This is a genomic window from Streptosporangium roseum DSM 43021 (genome assembly GCF_000024865.1).
Taxonomy (GTDB): Bacteria; Actinomycetota; Actinomycetes; order Streptosporangiales; family Streptosporangiaceae; genus Streptosporangium; species Streptosporangium roseum.
The window spans coordinates 819009-834955 of the sequence record NC_013595.1 but is presented as its reverse complement, the minus strand read 5'-3'; the positions used below and the strand labels follow the sequence as shown (position 1 = coordinate 834955).

The following is a 15947-nucleotide window of genomic DNA, read 5'->3' as shown; positions in this document are numbered from 1 at the left end:
GGACCCGTGACGGCGTTCCGGGCCACGACGGCCCGCGACGGGTGATCCGGCGAGGGCCCGCGGCGAGCACCCCCGCGTTTCCGCACCGGGGTCCCGGCCGTGCCGACAAGCCCTGCCGTTAAAGTGACGTAGCCGGTTCCGTGACGCACGATCCGGCCTGCGCAGACCCGCCAGCCGGAAGGTGACGTACGTGCCGCACCACAGCAGGATCGACAAGATCGTGATCGATGTGCCGGAGGCGGACCACGACAAGGAAGTGGGGTTCTGGCAGGCCGCGACCGGCCAGGAGATGACCCCGTTCGCCCACTACCCGGCATACCACGGCGCCCTGCTCCCCGGCCAGGAGATCGGGCTGCTCACCCAGCGTCTCGGTGAGGGGGAGAGCCGGGTGCACCTGGACATCCATACCGATGACCTGGAGGCGGAGGTCGCGCGGCTGGAAGAGCTGGGAGCCAGGCGAGTACGGCAGGCGAACGGCTGGTGGGTCATGCGGGACCCGGCGGGCCTGCTGTTCTGCGTCATACCGGACACCAGCGGCGCGCTGAACGAGACCAACGCGCAGCGCTGGGGCTGACTCGCTCCACCGGAGCAGATCCACCGATCTCGGCTGACGCCTCCGGCTTTCGACTGACGCGGCGGACCGCCGCGGGATCACGATCACCGTTGATCCCGACGGGCGGCGGTCCGGTCCGGCCGAGCGGCGGAAAAGCGCTCCCCCTGGCGTTCCGCTCCACTCCCCTGGTCAGGAAGGGCACACCTGATTGCCTGGTCAGGAGGGGCACACCTGATTGGCGAGGGCGGTCTGCCAGGGCAGGTTGACCGGCCCCCTCGTGCCCACGTTGAAGAGCTGCAGGGGAGCGTAGACGAGTGTGTCGCCCTCGTCCGACCGCACATGGACCGGCACCGGCCATTCTCCCTTCTGAACATCACCGCAGTCGGTGATCTCATACCTGAGACCGAAAGAGACAATCTTTCCGGGCTGGAGCACATAAGGGCCGCGAGCCACGGGCGTGAGAAGCTTCAGCCCCGCTCCGCTCCGGCCGATCCCGGTGATGGTCATCGCTTCGGCGCCCTCGCCCCGCACCTGCACCTTGAGGTAGAAGTGCAGCCTGGTCTTGTTCCCGCGCAAATTGGAGTGGCTCGAACTGCTCCTCGCCTCCAGCTTGAAAAGGACGGGCGAGGCCGGGTTGGGCGGCGAGTCCGGCGCCGAGGTCCCGGCTGAGGCCGGGGCAGCCGAGCACAGTCCGCATACCAGCATGAATGCCAGGCCATAGGCGGTCCCGCGCGCTCCGGGACGCCGGCCACCGCTCATTTCACGAGTCATGCCACGGATCATTCGCGCCCCGAGCCAAAAACAAACTCATGCCGCGGTCACGCTAACCCTAGACCTGCCCCGCCGGATTCCGCGGACCAGGCCCCGCCGCCGGCTGGGGCTGGCCATAGGGCGATATGTCGCAACAGACCGTTTTTTTCGAACCGTTGACGCGGCTGTAGCACGTAGTTAACATTTGGCCAACGCAATGCAAGAACCTTGCAAGTCATCGTTACTTTCTAGCTGTTCTTCGCAACTTCTCGCAGGGACACGCAGTGTCCGTGCACCCGCTCCGCACCCCCCACGGAGAGGTCCCAGGTGATGTCGGCTTCGGCATTGCGTGTCCGGTCGCCGCCCGGCGGCCGCGGTCGGCCGCGACACCTGAATCCGCCGCCGGAGGCGGACCGGGGAGCACGGCCGCGTACAACGACCGGCCACCCCGGCCCGCCCGTCTGCCGGCCCCCGGGGATCCGATATCCATCCCTCGCCGGCGAGGCCGTACCCGCCCGTGGTCGAGCGCGTCGCACGGCGGACGCCACGGTCTCCTCTCCGCACCTGCCGTTCCAGACGAGAGACAGAGGAACGCAATGAGAAACAAGCACGTCCCGTTGTTACGGCTGATCGCGGCGGCGCTCGCGACCGGCCTGCTCGCCCTGTTCGGGCCGCTCCCCCAGGCCTCGGCGGCGGCCGACCCCAACCTGGCCGCGGGGAAGCCCGCCTCGGCCGGCAGCGCCAACAACCCCTACACCGCCGGCAACGTCAACGACGGCAACGCGGCCACCTACTGGGAGAGCGCCAACAACACCTTCCCGCAGTGGGTCCAGGTCGACCTCGGAGCCTCCACCAGCGTGAACAAGATCGTCCTGAAGCTGCCGCCGGCGCCGGAGTGGGCCACCAGGACCCAGACCCTGACCGTGCAGGGAGACACGAGCGGCCCGCCCACCAACACCATCGTCCCGTCGGCGGGCTACACCTTCAACCCGGCGACCGGCAACACCGTGACGATCAACTTCACCGCGACCAGCGTCCGGTACGTGCGGTTGACCATCACGGGCAACACGGGCTGGCCTGCCGGTCAGCTGTCCGAGTTCGAGGTGTACGGCCCCGCCGGCCCCGGCGGCGACACGCAGGCGCCGACCGCGCCGTCGAACCTGGCCTACACCGAACCCGCCTCGGGCCAGATCAAGCTGACCTGGAGCGCCTCCACCGACAACGTGGGCGTGACCGGCTACGACGTCTACGCCAACAACGCCCTGCGCGGCAGCGTGGCGGGCAACGTCCTGACCTACACCGACAGCCAGCCCGCCGGCGCGACGGTGTCGTACCACGTCAAGGCCAAGGACGCCGCGGGCAACCAGTCGGCGAACAGCAACACCGTCACGCGCAGCGGCAGCGGCGGCGGCTCCAACCTGGCCGTCGGCAAGCCGATCACCGCGTCGTCCTCTGTCTTCACCTTCGTGGCCACCAACGCCAACGACAACAGCGTGACGACCTACTGGGAAGGCAACGGCGGCAGCTACCCCAGCACGCTCACCGTGCAGCTGGGCTCGAACGCCGCCGTCAACTCGGTCGTGCTGAAGCTGAACCCCGACAGCTCGTGGGGGACGCGCACGCAGACCATCCAGGTCCTCGGACGCGAGCAGAGCTCCTCCTCCTTCACCAACCTGTCCTCGGCGGCGACCTACACCTTCAACCCCGCCTCCGGCAACACCGTGACGATCCCGGTCACCGCCACCGCCGCCGACATCCAGCTCAAGATCACCACGAACTCCGGCGCGCCCGCCGGGCAGGTCGCCGAGTTCCAGGTCATCGGCACGCCGGCCCCCAACCCGGACCTGACGATCACGGGCATGTCGTCGGCTCCCTCGGCCCCGGTCGAGACCGACTCCGTCGCGCTGACCGCCACGGTCAAGAACATCGGAACGGCGGCCTCCGGCGCGACGAACGTCAACTTCTACCTGGGCACCGCCAAGGTCGGCACCGCCTCCGTCGGCGCGCTGGCGGCCGGAGCGTCCACCAGCGTGTCCGCCAACGCCGGTCCCCGTGACGCGGGCACCTACCCGCTGAGCGCCAAGGTCGACGAGGCCGACAGCGTCATCGAGCAGAACGAGACCAACAACGGCCACACGAACCCGTCCCCGCTCGTCGTCAGGCCCGTCGACAGCTCGGACCTCGTCGCGACGACCAGCTGGACGCCGAGCACCCCGGCGAACGGCGACGTCGTCACCTTCTCCGTGGCGATCAAGAACCAGGGCACCGTGGCCTCCGCGGGCGGCGCCCACGCCATCACGCTGACGGTCTCCAACGAGGCGGGCACCGTCGTCCGCACGCTGACCGGCTCCCACAGCGGCGTGATCGCCGCCGGCGCCACGACCAGCCCGGTCAGCCTGGGCACGTGGACGGCCGCCAACGGCAAGTACAGCGTCAAGACGGTGCTGGCCGACGACGCCAACGAGCTTCCGGTGAAGCGGCAGAACAACACCGCCACGCAGCCGTTCTTCGTCGGGCGCGGCGCCAACATGCCCTACGACATGTACGAGGCCGAGGACGCCGTCGTCGGCGGCGGGGCGACCGTCCTCAGCCCGAACAGGGACATCGGCAACCTGGCGGGCGAGGCCTCCGGCCGCAGGGCGGTGACGCTGAACTCCACCGGCAGCTACGTCGAGTTCACGACCAAGGCCAGCACGAACACCCTCGTCACCCGCTTCTCCATCCCCGACGCGGCGGGCGGCGGCGGGATCGACTCGACGCTCAACATCTACGTCAACGGCACCTTCCTCAAGCCCATCAACCTGACCTCCAAGTACGCGTGGCTGTACGGGAACGAGGCGAGCCCGGGCAACTCGCCGGGAGCGGGCGGACCTCGCCACATCTACGACGAGGCCAACGTCATGCTCGGGACGACCGTCCCGGCCGGCAGCAGGATCAGGCTGCAGAAGGACCCGGCCAACACCACGACGTACGCGATCGACTTCATCAACCTTGAGCAGGTGTCGCCCGTCGCGAACCCCGACCCCGCCAAGTACACGGTGCCCGCGGGCTTCACCCACCAGGACGTGCAGAACGCGCTCGACAAGGTGCGGATGGACAGCACCGGCACCCTCGTCGGCGTCTACCTGCCGCCGGGCACCTACCAGACGGCGAGCAAGTTCCAGGTGTACGGCAAGGCGGTCAAGGTGGTCGGCGCCGGTCCCTGGTACACGCAGTTCCGCGCCCCGACGACCCAGGACAACACCGACGTCGGATTCCGCGCGGAGGGGACGGCCAACGGCTCCTCGTTCGCGAACTTCGCCTACTTCGGGAACTACACCTCACGCATCGACGGTCCGGGCAAGGTGTTCGACTTCTCCAACGTCGCCGACGTGGTGATCGACAACATCTGGAACGAGCACATGGTCTGCCTGTACTGGGGCGCGAACACCGACCGTGTGACGATCAAGAACTCCCGGATCCGCAACATGTTCGCCGACGGCATCAACATGACCAACGGCAGCACGGACAACCACGTCGTCAACAACGAGGCCCGCGCGACGGGTGACGACAGCTTCGCGCTGTTCTCGGCCATCGACGCCGGCGGGGCCGACATGAAGGGCAACGTCTACGAGAACCTGACCTCCATCCTGACCTGGCGCGCCGCCGGCGTCGCGGTCTACGGCGGCTACGACAACGTCTTCAGGAACATCTACATCGCGGACACGCTGGTCTACTCCGGCATCACGATCAGCTCGCTCGACTTCGGCTACCCGATGAACGGCTTCGGCGCCGACCCGCCGACGAGGTTCGAGAACATCTCCATCGTCCGTGCCGGTGGCCACTTCTGGGGCGCGCAGACCTTCCCGGCGATCTGGGTCTTCTCCGCCTCGAAGGTCTTCCAGGGCATCCGCGTCAGCGACGTGGACATCGTGGACCCGACCTACAGCGGCATCATGTTCCAGACGAACTACGTGGGCGGCCAGCCGCAGTTCCCGGTCAAGGACACGGTCTTCACGGACATCTCGATCTCGGGCGCCCGGAAGAGCGGGGACGCCTTCGACGCCAAGTCCGGGTTCGGAATCTGGGTCAACGAGATGCCCGAGCCCGGCCAGGGCCCGGCGGTCGGTTCGGTGACCTTCAACAACCTGAGGATGAGCAACAACGCGACGAACGTGAAGAACACGACGTCGACCTTCACCATCATCACCAACCCGTAGGGAGAGCGGAGCCGGTGGAGGCGCCGCCGGGAGGTCCGACCTCCCGGCGGCGCCTCCGTCGCGTGGCGGGAGCCGCGCCGGCCGGCCGCGGGGCCGTGAGATGCCGCAGGGCCGTGAGATGCAGCAGGGCCGTGAGATGAGGAAAGATCCGGCCCCGTGAACGGGAGGGCATCGGGGCGCTCACCGAGGTTCGAGAAGGACCGGAGACCATGCTGGAGACGTCCATCGGACGGGCGGGCCCCGTTCCGCCGTACCCTGGATACGTTCAGAGCGTTTCATCCCCTCCGATTCTTGGCCATCATGAGTCCCTCAGATCCGCATACCTGGTAGGACGGAGGGAACGCCCGCCCTGTGAACTGCGGGTCTAAGGAGTTCTCGATGTCAACCGAAGGTGCGGCAACGCTCCTCATCTCGTCCGGATCGCACGGCGGCGCCATCGTCGTCCGCGCGGTCGGCGAGCTCGACTACGACTACGCGCCGACGTTCCGGCGAGAGCTCACCCAGGCGTGGACCAGCGGCACCGGTGAGTCACCGACGCTCGTCCTCGACCTCACCGGACTCACCTTCTGCGACTCCACCGGGCTCGCCGAGCTGCTGTGGATGCTGCGCCGGAGCCAGGAGAGCGGGACCCGCCTGGTCCTGGCCGGGGTGAGCCGCACCCTGCGTCACATGCTGACCACCACCGGGGTCCTGCCCTACTTCACGCTCTCCGCCTCCGTGGAGGAGGCTCTCCAGGAGGGGTGACCGGATGACCAGTGGTCAGGCCGGCGGAATCACGATGTGCAGGCGGACGGTCGTGCCGGCCCCCTGAGCGGACCGGATCTGGACCAGGTCGCACAGCTGGTGGACGAGCCACATGCCCCGGCCGCTCAGCGGCCGGGGACTCGGGAGCCTGCGGCCGATCATGGGATCGGTCATCACCCCGTCGTCGCGGAACTCGCAGACGAGCGTGCCCCCCTGCACCCAGGTGCGGAGGGTTCCGTGGCCGCCACCGTGGGCGATGCTGTTGCCGGCCACCTCGGTGACCGCGATCAGGGTCTCCCTCAGCCTCTCCCCCTGCAGACCGTGTGGTATGGCGCAGGCCGACACCTTTTCCCGGACGGCCGCGAGATCCCCCCTGCCGTAGGGGAACTCCTCGAACGGGTCGCACGCCGGCTCCAGGTCGTCCCAGACGAAGGGCGCGTGGACGTAGTCCGGGAGCTCCCGATGGATGCCCTGCTCCAGGACGAACGGATGGCACTGGCTGATCGCCCGCATGGTCTCGGGATCGATCGTGTCGGTGTCGTAGGGGCACAGCAGCCACCATGCCGGCGAGCCGGTGAAGGCGAGATTCAGCAGCCACTCGTGATAGCGCAGCTCAGCGATCTCCGCCGCGCCGCGGCCGCTCCAGTCGGTCTCGCCGATGCCGCGCACCGGACGCCCCTCCTCCGCCCGCTCGCTGATCCACCGCTGCCAGGCCGGGATGAGCCGGGCGGGATTGCGGCCCAGCTTGGAGACGTCCATGAACACCACGCGGGGGTCGGAGCCGGCCGGCTCCGCGCGGAGGATCTGCTCCCTGCTCTCGGGGACGGACACCAGGACGACCTCGTCGGCCGCCAGCGCGTCTTCGATGAAGGACAGGGTCCCGTCGAGGAACTGCGTCTCCCCCGAGTAGGAGTAAAGCTCGTGGCGGAGTCCTGCGGCCCCCTCCGCTCCGGTGACTTGAGTGGTCATGGCGTCAGCTCCACGGGTGCCTCGTAGGTGCTGTAGCCGAGCATCTCCCAGCACGAGCGCACTGTCGGGTTCGCGCCCTCGACCGTGATGCTGCGGATCGGGGCCCGGGTGGCGGCTTCCACGAGCGCGCGCATCCCGGCGGCGTCCATCAACTCCAGTTCGTCGAAACGGAGCCGCAGCGCCGGCGAGAGCACCGCGGCGGCGGACAGTGCGGCGCTGAACGCCGTGGCGCCGTCGGAGTCGACCACCCCGCACACGCTCCAGCTGTCCGGCCCCGAGTTGAACATCCGGAACGACGGCCCCGCCCATCCACTTCCCAGTTCGCGAGGGTGAACACATGCCACGTGGTTCAATGTGGCGGCGCCGAAACGGTCACGGCCGTAGGCGCACACCATGATGGCCGCGCTGTCCGCCACGAGCTCGTCAAGGCGGAGCTCGTGGTCGATCAGCATGTCCACGCCCGCGCCCGGCGGCACGAGCTGGTCCATCACGGCGAGCACGCGGAGGGCGCGGTAGCCCTGGCGTCCCGCTCTGTCCGCCTCGCGCCGCACCAGGCCCAGCATCGAACTCATGTCGGGGGTGGGACCCGCGCCACGGATCAGCCCCGGATCGACGACCATCGCCCCGCGGAGGGTGCCGGCGGCCGGGGAGGGCTCCAGCAACGACCCGACGATGACCACCTTGTCACCGAAGAGCTCGCCGTCGGCCAGGAACGTCGAGGTGGCGGCCGTGTAGCCCTGGTCTGGATCGACGACCCAGCACACATGCTCGCCGACATCCACCGGATCAAGCGTCTGCATGACCCCTGACTTGCGCACCGCGAACTCACCCCGCCCTCGCTGCGACACCGGCGCCAGTGTATTGCGTCCGTACGGCACCGCAGATCATGCGCCGGACGGCCGGGAACAGGGTGGCAGATGGGGCACGGGCTCAGGAAATCAGGAGGCCCGGGGGCAGGGGGCAAAGGGTCGGAGGGTCCCGGGGTCAGGGGGTCAGGGGGATTCCAGCGGGATGACGGCCTCGTCGTAGGCGGCCAGAAGCGCGGCCGCGACCTCCGTCACGTCCAGCTCCACGACGACCTCGTCACCCGAGGCGGTGCCGCGATCCGCCACGGCGAGGCCGATCAGCGCCAGGGACGCCGCGCGGTCCCGGACCCGGGCCTGCTCTACGGTCTCCTCGCCCACCTCTCCCTCCTCGTCACGGTCCCACGCGGCGACCGCGGCCCGTGCCAGGTCTCCGGAGAGCCGGACGGTGAGACGTGCGACCTGGGGGTCGAGGAAGCGTCCGATCTCGGCGAGCACCCCCGAGTCCTGGCGGTACCTGGTGTACTCCTGGCTTTCATCCACAGCAGGAGCCTACGCAGGGCACCGCCGTCCACAGCTTCAAACCCATATGTGCGATGGACCGTCCGGCTTGGGCCCCGCCTGTCTCTCCCCATCGCCACAGATCTCACCGCCGTGGATCTCTCACCGCCGTAGATCTGACCGCCCTGGACCTGACCACCCCGGATCTCACCGACCCGGACCTGACCGCCACAGATCTCACCACCCCGGACCTGACCACCCCGGACCTCACCGCACTGGACCTGACCGCCACGGATCTCATCGGCCGCAGGTCTCGCGATAGGGGATGCCGGGGATGAGGCGCTCCCACTCGGCCGCCGACAGCCCGGAGCCGACCCGGGCGCAGACCGACTCCGCGACCATGGAGGGTTCCACCGGCAGGCGGCTGACCGAGCCGTCGCGTGCCACCGCGTTGAGGACCCGGCCGTCCGGGCTGAAAGCCAGATCGAGGGCGGTCGCGGCGAGTGGGAGGGCGCCGATCTCACGCTGGGTGGCGGTGTCCCACAGGCGGACACCGTCTCCCGCCGTGACGAGCACCCGGCCGTCGGGAGAGAACCGCAGGGGCTGCTGGAGCCCCTTGACGCTCAGGACGCCCAGGCGCGCACCGCGCTCGACGTCCCACAGAAGGACGCGCTGGTCGGCGAGGCCCAGGGCCAGGACGCGGCCGTCGGGGGTGAAGGCGGCGGACTGGACGTCCGGGCCGCTGACCCCGGCGGGGGCACTGACCGTCCTTCCGCCGGGGAGCGCGACCAGCTCCGCCCCAACGGAGATCACCTCTCCTCCGGAGCCTCCGTCCCGGCCGCCCACCGGGTCCCCGCCCGGGCGGAAGGCCAGGCTCTGGATGGCCCCCCGGGGCACCGTCCCGGTGATCCTGCCCGCGCGCACGTCCCAGATCTGGATCTCCTTGCCGCCGCCACCGCCCACACCGGCCGCGAGCGTCCGGCCGTCCCCGCTGAAGGCGAGGGCCATGACCGGCCCGGCCCCGGTCTCCAGGGTGGTGAGGCTCCGGCGGGTGGTGACATCCCACAGGGTCACCGCCGAACCGTCCCTGCGGGGGATGGCGAGTGTCCTGCCGTCCGGGCTGAACATTCCGGCCGAGCCCGCGTCGGCGGTCAGCGGGCCGCCGATCGGGGCCAGCCGGGTGGGGTCCCAGAGGCGGGCCACGCCCAGGTTGGCGTAGGCGAGCACCCGCCCCCCGGGGGCGAACGCCGCGCTCTCCCAGCCGCTGCGCTCCTTCGGCACGTTCAGGGTGTCGGTGTGGGTGACTGCGCTGATGTCGACCGAGACCACCGAGCCGTAGTCGGTCGGGTACCGCAGCGTGCGGCTGTCGGCGGTGAAGCGCGCTCTGCCGAAGGTCGCCAGGGGGAACTGCGCGGATATGGTCCGGTCGGCCACCTTCCAGAGGTAGAGGGCGTCGTCCGCCTGCTCGGCGAGGAAGCGGCCGTCCGGGCTGAACCCGAGCGAGCCGCCGCCGGTGCTCGGGAAGTGCTCGCCGCGCTGCTTCCCGCCGGCGGGGTCGAGCAGCACGATCGAGGTGTCACCGCCGACCGCGAGGGTCGCGCTGTCCGGGCTGAACGCGATCTGCGGCGCTCCCCGCTCCCCCCGGAGGCTGACGGGTCCGTCGATCTTCCTGCTGAACGCCCGTCTCCCCGCGGCCAGGTCCCAGACCTCGACCGTGCCCTGACGGCCGGCCACGGCCGCCCACCGGCCGTCCGGCGAGACGGTCCCCTCCGGTTCGGTCCCGGTCGCCGAGACCAGCGGCCCGCCCCCGTCCAGCGGGCGCATCACCAGCCCGTCGGGGCCGGTGATCGAGAGCAGCCGCCGCTCCGGCTCCAGCTCCGCCCTCGCCCCCTCGGGGATCGCCGGGCCGACGGCCTTACCCGTGGTGCTGTCCCAGAGCCGCTCGCCGACCTGGAGGATCGAGCCGTCAGAACTCGCCGCGGTCACGGCGGCGCGGTCTCCCACTCCCCGCAAGGACCGGACCGGCCTGTGCGTGGCCACGTCGTACATGCGGACCTCGCCGCCGTACGCCCGCACGAGCGTCCGCGCGTCGGGTGTCAGGACGTAGGAGGCCCTGGAGGTGGCGTCGGGGTCGGTGAACACGTCGATCTTCGCCTGGGCCAGCGCGGCCTGCAGCGCGGAGCGCGCCTCCGGCACCTGGGCGATCCGCCAGGCGGCCACGCTGAGCCGCATGGCGGTCCCGGGGTCGGAGTCGCGCAGGTCGTCGGCGCGGGCGGCGGCGGCCCGTGCGGCCGACTCGTCACGCTGCCGTCCCAGATCCTCGGCCTGCCCGGCGAGAGTCTGCCGCTGGCGCAGGGCGATCGCGGTCACGCCCAGCGAGAAGACGAGCAGCACGGCCATCCCTGCGGTGACCAGCCGCCGCCCGCGCTGGCGCCGCCGTTCCACGGCGGAGGCCATGTCGAGGAACTGCCGTTCCCGGCGGTTCATCCCGAGGTAGCGCCGCTCGGTCGCGGCCCAGTGCAGCGCCTCCCGGAGTGACGCCCCCTGGTAGAGGTCTCCCGGGAGGCGCCCGCGCTCCTCCCAGACCCGGGCCGCCTCGGCCAGCCGGCGATGCACCGGCAGCCCGTCGCGCTCGGCCGCCAGCCACTCGCGCAGCCGGGGCCAGGCCCGCGACAGGGCCGCTCCGGCCGGAACGACTGTGGCGCCCTCCCTGACCAGCAGCCCGGCGTCGGCGAAACGGGCGATCACCGGCTCGTCCTCCGGCCGGTAGTCGATGCTCTGGATCGAGTCGTCACCGATCATGCGGAGCAGCACCCCGGGGGCGTCGGCCTGCGCCTCGGGCGGCAGCCCGGCGAAGGCCTCCTCGGCGACCACGCCGAGCGCGGGGGCGCCGGATCCGGCCGGCAGGACCCCCCGGGCCGCCCGTGCCCCCGCCACGAGGTCCGCGGCCACCCCGTCCTCCGTGCCCTCGCCTCCGGCCCCGCCGTCCTCCGCCGCCGAGGTCGCGGGCGCGGGCCCACCGGCCGCGCCCGTCTCCCGTACGGCCGGCGGGCCCGCCGTGACGGCGGCGCCGCCGAGCAGGCCGGTCAGCAGCTCGTGCGCGGTCGGCCGGCCCGTCGCCTCCTTGGCCAGCGCGGCGGCCATCAGCGAGCGCAGCGGCTCGGCGACGTCGCCGAGGTCGGGGTCGACGGTGAGCACCCGGTGCATCACGCCGCCCAGGGTCTCCGCCTGGAACGGGTCCTTGCCCGTGGCGGCGAACAGCAGCACCCCGCCCCAGGCGAACACATCGGCCGGGGCGCCGGCCCGCTGCCCGACGAACACCTCGGGCGCCATGTACGTCGGCGTCCCCGTGACGATCCCCGTCGTGGTCGGCGGCATCTCCCCGGTCCTGGCCACGCCGAAATCGATCACCCGGGGGCCGTCCGGGCCGAGCAGCACGTTCTCCGGCTTGACGTCGCGGTGGACCACCCCCGCGCGGTGGATCGCGGTCAGCGCCGTGGCCAGCGCGATGGCGAGCCGGTGCAGGGCGTCCCCGGCGTACGGCCCGGCCTCGCGGACCGCCCCGCGCAGGTCGGGCCCGGCGACGAACTCGCTGACGATGTACGGCCTCGGCGCGTCGAAGTCGACCGCGAGGATCCGGGCCGTGCAGAACGACGCCACCCGCCGCGCAGCCTCAGCCTCCTTCATGAACCGCGTCCGCAGCCTCGGGTCCGCCGCCACGTCCCCGTGCAGCACCTTGATCGCGGCTCGGCCGCCCTCGGCGTCATAGGCCTCGTAGACGACCCCCTGACCGCCTGCCCCCAGCCGCCCGGCCAGCCGGTACGCGCCCAGCCGTACGGGATCGCCCGGTGCGAGCGCCGTCAGTCCCATGGTGAGAACCCCCGTCCCCGGCAACGTCACCCCTTAGACGCCGGTTGGCTCAGAGAAGTTGTGAGAGATGTGGTGAATCACGCGCGCACGGCTGACATGTGGGTCAAAATCTTCTTACCGCGCAAGCCCGCCAGCCCCCGAGAGTGGGTCCCGATGCGGAAGATGTTGCCGCGCATGACCGCGGAGTCGCTGCCCGAGAGGCTCGACGACCTGCCCGTGGAACCCAAGGACTTTCTCCAGCTCGTGGCCGTGGACTTCAGCGGGACCTACCACGTCTACCTCGCCGCCAAGGACGAACGGCTCAAGATGACCAGGCTCTCCATGAGCCTGCTCGCCGCCCCGTTCGCCGCGGCCATCGCGCTGGCCAGCGCGAAGGTGATCAACCCGGGGACGCTGACCTCCTGGAACGGCGTGCCGTGGTATCTGTTCGCGACGATCGCCGCGTTCGGACTGCTGAACATGTTGCCATTCCTGCGGCTGATCGAGGCGGTGAACGCGCACATGCGGACCGCGCGTGCGCTCAACAACTTCCGCCTGCTCTACGTGGTCCAGCTCAAGGACCACTTCTCGGCCCTCGGCTGGACCCCCAACCTGCCGGTGGACCCCCGCTATCCCGAGACCTACGCGCCGCTCGCCTGGCCGGGGATCAACGTGATGATGCTGGCCCTCGTCAACAGCTCCTACATCGCGGTCGGCGCGCTCGGCATGGTCGGGGCCGACCCCAACACGGCCCTGCTGCTGGTGGTCATCGGACTGCTCGCACTGCTGCACTACGCCGTCTACTACGTCCGCGCCAACGTCTCGCGACAGCGCAGACTCCCACACAACCCCTTCCATTTCCCCAACGTGGAGACCTGAATGCCCGACCTCCTCAGATTCGCGTCTTGTGGGGAGACGTGGATCTGGCTGATGCGACACGTAAGGACCAACGGCAGGGCCGCCGAGGACGACCGGGGCCCGATCATCGAGGCCCAGGCGGTGCTGTTCGAGATCGCCGGGCTCGGCTGGGACGATCCGATCCTGGAGTCCTACGGCGACTCGGGGAAGATCCCGCTGTACGCCGGCAAGTTCAGCGAGTGCGCGATCATCCCGCCCTTCAAGTACAGCTACGGCGGCCGGCTCCGGCGGCTCCTCGGCGTCGACCAGCTCCACTGGGTCGCCGACGTGCTGCGCGCCAAGCCGTACACCAAGAGTGGCTGGATCTCCCTGACCGTCCCGGGAGAGTCTCCCGACGCGGTGCCCTGCCTGACCAGCCTGGCCTTCCGGCTGCGCGACGGGCGGCTGGTGATGACCGCCGCCTTCCGGTCGCAGAACGTGTTCACCTCCTATCTGAACTACGTGCCGCTGCGTAGTATCCAGAACGAGGTCGCCGGCGACCTCGGGGTGGGCTGTGGGTCAATGAGGGTCTTCGTCGACGTTCCTCACATCTACGTCGCGGACGCGGCGGCGGTCGGGGAGATCCTCCGGCTGTCGGAGCGCGATGGGCTCGGCGAGGGAACATCACCAGGTCCTGCTGATCGACTTGGACGGGACCGTGGTCGACTACGCCCGGACCGAGCGAGGCGCGCTTCATGAGGTCCACCACCGCTTCTTCCGGATGGGCCGCGCCGAGTTCCTGGCGCGGTTCCACGCCGCCAACGAGCCGCTCTGGGCCGCCTACCGCGAGCACCGGATCACCCTGGCCGAGCTGCGGCTGGAACGCTGGGCCAGGATGGGCGCCCTTCCCTCGGTCGCGGTCGCGTTCGAGGACGCGCTCGGCCGGAACGTGAGCCTGTTCCCCGAGGCCAGGGCCGCCCTGCGGCACCTGTCCCGGAGGTTCAGGCTGGCCCTGGTGACCGACGGCATCGCCCATGTCCAGCGGGCCAAGCTCCGCCGTACGCGGATCGGCGGGTTCTTCGAGCACGTGGTGATCGCGCCTGAGGTGGGCCTGCGCAAGCCCGACGGGGAGCTGCTCCACCACACCCTCGACCTGCTGGAGGCCAAGACCGGCGACGCGCTCATGGTCGGCGACTCCCCGGCGAGCGACGGTGGCTGCGCGCAGGCCGCCGGGGTGGACTTCTGCTGGGTGAACCGCACGCAGGCGCCGCCCGCCCCCGGCATCCCCGTCCACCGGACCGTCGCCTGCCTCCGCACCGTCTAGACCTTCACGGCGCGCAGGCGGTTCTGGCCGATGGCCGTGATGTCCTCGACATCGGAGGTCAGGACAGTCACCGGTCCGGGAAGGCGGAGGGCGGTGGCGCACACCATGGCGTCGACGGCGTGTCTGTGACCGTGGAGCCCGGCCGCGGCGAGCAACCGGGCCGCGTCGTGGGCGATCTCCCGGCTGACGGGTTCGACGCTCAGCCGGGAAAGAGTCCAGTCGTAGCGAGCCCGGTTGAGCCGGGGGTGGGACACCTCGACGAGAGTGGCGGCGCTGACGACGACGCGGACATCCTCCTCCTCGGCCGCCACCAGCCATTCGGTCAGCTCGGGGACCTGGAGGATCGCCTTCGACAGGCCTTCGCAGTCCAGAACGAGTGATCCGGGCATCACGCGGCCGACGTGTGGCCGCCGCTCCGATCCTCGGGCTCGGTTCGCAGGAGAGCGCGTTTACCCTCCACCCCCGCGCGATCCACGGGACCGTGCTGGGACTCGGCGGCGACGACGAGCTCTCGGAGGTTGTCCCGCTCCACCTGCCGGGCCAGCGCCTTGGAGACGTACGCGGAGAAGCTGGCACTGCCGATCCGCGCCTGCACGGTCGCGGCCAGCTCCTCCGGAATCGTGACACTGAACTTCCTGGTTCCACCGCTCATGCTACCGAAAGTAGCATGAGTAGCATCTTGAAGGCGATTAGAGTGGTGAAAGTCCGGTTCCCATCGGATGACCGGGCATTTCGGTGACGGGTCGCCGGAACCGGACGAGGCGGCCGCCGGGCTACGGCACGAACAGCGCCTCGGCGCCCACCGGGGCGTATCCCGCGGCCAGGAAGGCCCGGACGCTGGCCGCGTTGCCCGGGGCGATCTGGGCCCACAGCGGGTGCGGGGTGAGCCGGCGGGCCGCGCAGGCGAGAGCCCTTCCCAGGCCCCGGCCCTGGTGCTCCGGCTCGACCTCGATCGCGACCTCCCAGCGGCCCGCCACGCCGCGGCCGACGATGAGAAGGCCTCCCGGGCAGGTCCATGCCCGTACGGCGTCGCGGTACCGGCGGGCGAGCTCGACTCTCGGATGGCCGGTCCCGGCCGCCTCCGCCAGCGCGACCGACGGGCGGCCCCCCAGAGGCTCGGCGAGGGCGAGCATGTCGATGTTGTTGATCGGGCGGCCCATCCGTTCCTCCAGGGCGCTGAGGAACGGCGGGTTGAGCGGCGCGGAGAGATCTCCCGAGGGAAGCCGGTCACGGATCCACGACGGCTCGACGTCGGCGAATATCACGTTGTGAGCGGTGAAGGCGATGATCCCCGCGTCACGTGGTGTCGGCTGGGGCAGGATCGTCGGCCCCGTGTCCGGCGCGGGGAACCGCCCCCGGGACGCCTCGGTGAGCAGGTCCGCCAACGTGTTCACTCCGCAGCCCTCCATCGCGTCCGA

At 70.5% G+C, this 15947-nt stretch carries 14 protein-coding genes; 6 read left to right on the top strand and 8 right to left on the bottom strand.

From position 1 onward, the window contains the following. Positions 1–190 precede the first annotated feature (190 nt). Positions 191–574: a VOC family protein gene (locus tag SROS_RS03915; protein WP_012887574.1), complete on the top strand. Its 384-nt coding sequence runs from the start codon at positions 191–193 to the stop codon at positions 572–574. 195 nt (positions 575–769) lie between these two features. Here the strand turns inward: SROS_RS03915 and SROS_RS49225 are convergent, their stop codons facing one another. Then, positions 770–1336, bottom strand: a complete 567-nt coding sequence (locus SROS_RS49225) for a hypothetical protein (protein ID WP_169369241.1) — start codon at positions 1334–1336, stop codon at positions 770–772. A 563-nt stretch (positions 1337–1899) separates the two neighbouring features. Between SROS_RS49225 and SROS_RS03905 the strand changes: the two genes are divergently transcribed. Together SROS_RS03905 and SROS_RS03900 are read left to right on the top strand one after the other, a co-directional pair. Beyond that, positions 1900–5502, top strand: coding sequence for a galactose-binding domain-containing protein (locus SROS_RS03905; RefSeq protein ID WP_012887572.1), 3603 nt, complete (start codon positions 1900–1902; stop codon positions 5500–5502). 378 nt (positions 5503–5880) lie between these two features. Beyond that, positions 5881–6246 (top strand): STAS domain-containing protein, encoded by a 366-nt coding sequence (locus SROS_RS03900; protein WP_012887571.1) that lies wholly within the window; start codon positions 5881–5883, stop codon positions 6244–6246. 15 nt (positions 6247–6261) lie between these two features. Here the strand turns inward: SROS_RS03900 and SROS_RS03895 are convergent, their stop codons facing one another. From SROS_RS03895 to SROS_RS45660, 4 genes are all read right to left on the bottom strand, one after another. Further along, entirely contained in the window at positions 6262–7215 is a 954-nt protein-coding gene (locus tag SROS_RS03895) for a sensor histidine kinase (RefSeq protein ID WP_012887570.1), read from the bottom strand. Then, positions 7212–8063 (bottom strand): MEDS domain-containing protein, encoded by an 852-nt coding sequence (locus SROS_RS03890; RefSeq protein ID WP_148268940.1) that lies wholly within the window; start codon positions 8061–8063, stop codon positions 7212–7214. The genes SROS_RS03895 and SROS_RS03890 overlap by 4 nt, the downstream gene beginning before the upstream one ends. Before the next feature lie 144 nt (positions 8064–8207). Beyond that, complete coding sequence (locus SROS_RS03885) at positions 8208–8561, bottom strand: hypothetical protein (protein ID WP_012887568.1); 354 nt, start codon at positions 8559–8561, stop codon at positions 8208–8210. Positions 8562–8816: 255 nt separating this feature from the next. Beyond that, on the bottom strand, positions 8817–12389 hold the full coding sequence (locus tag SROS_RS45660) for a WD40 repeat domain-containing serine/threonine protein kinase (protein WP_012887567.1): 3573 nt from the start codon (positions 12387–12389) through the stop codon (positions 8817–8819). Between the two features lie 153 nt (positions 12390–12542). On the opposite strand from SROS_RS45660, the gene SROS_RS03870 reads away from it, so the two are divergent. From SROS_RS03870 to SROS_RS03860, 3 genes are read left to right on the top strand one after another with little or no spacing between them, the layout of a single operon-like run. Next, complete coding sequence (locus SROS_RS03870; RefSeq protein WP_148268939.1) at positions 12543–13247, top strand: hypothetical protein; 705 nt, start codon at positions 12543–12545, stop codon at positions 13245–13247. 51 nt (positions 13248–13298) lie between these two features. Further along, entirely contained in the window at positions 13299–13964 is a 666-nt protein-coding gene (locus SROS_RS03865) for a thymidylate synthase family protein (RefSeq protein WP_052316865.1), read from the top strand. Beyond that, the gene (locus tag SROS_RS03860; RefSeq protein WP_043651279.1) at positions 13912–14529 is read left to right on the top strand and encodes an HAD-IA family hydrolase; all 618 of its coding nucleotides are present in this window, start codon (positions 13912–13914) and stop codon (positions 14527–14529) included. The genes SROS_RS03865 and SROS_RS03860 overlap by 53 nt, the downstream gene beginning before the upstream one ends. Here the strand turns inward: SROS_RS03860 and SROS_RS03855 are convergent. From SROS_RS03855 to SROS_RS03845, 3 genes are all read right to left on the bottom strand, one after another. Then, the gene (locus SROS_RS03855; protein ID WP_012887563.1) at positions 14526–14918 is read right to left on the bottom strand and encodes a type II toxin-antitoxin system VapC family toxin; all 393 of its coding nucleotides are present in this window, start codon (positions 14916–14918) and stop codon (positions 14526–14528) included. The two genes, SROS_RS03860 and SROS_RS03855, sit on opposite strands and share 4 nt — an antisense overlap. Further along, positions 14918–15181: a hypothetical protein gene (locus SROS_RS03850; protein WP_012887562.1), complete on the bottom strand. Its 264-nt coding sequence runs from the start codon at positions 15179–15181 to the stop codon at positions 14918–14920. Before SROS_RS03850 ends, SROS_RS03855 begins: the two co-directional genes overlap by 1 nt. Positions 15182–15302: 121 nt before the next feature. Beyond that, positions 15303–15923 (bottom strand): GNAT family N-acetyltransferase, encoded by a 621-nt coding sequence (locus SROS_RS03845; protein WP_245564555.1) that lies wholly within the window; start codon positions 15921–15923, stop codon positions 15303–15305. Positions 15924–15947: the final 24 nt, after the last annotated feature.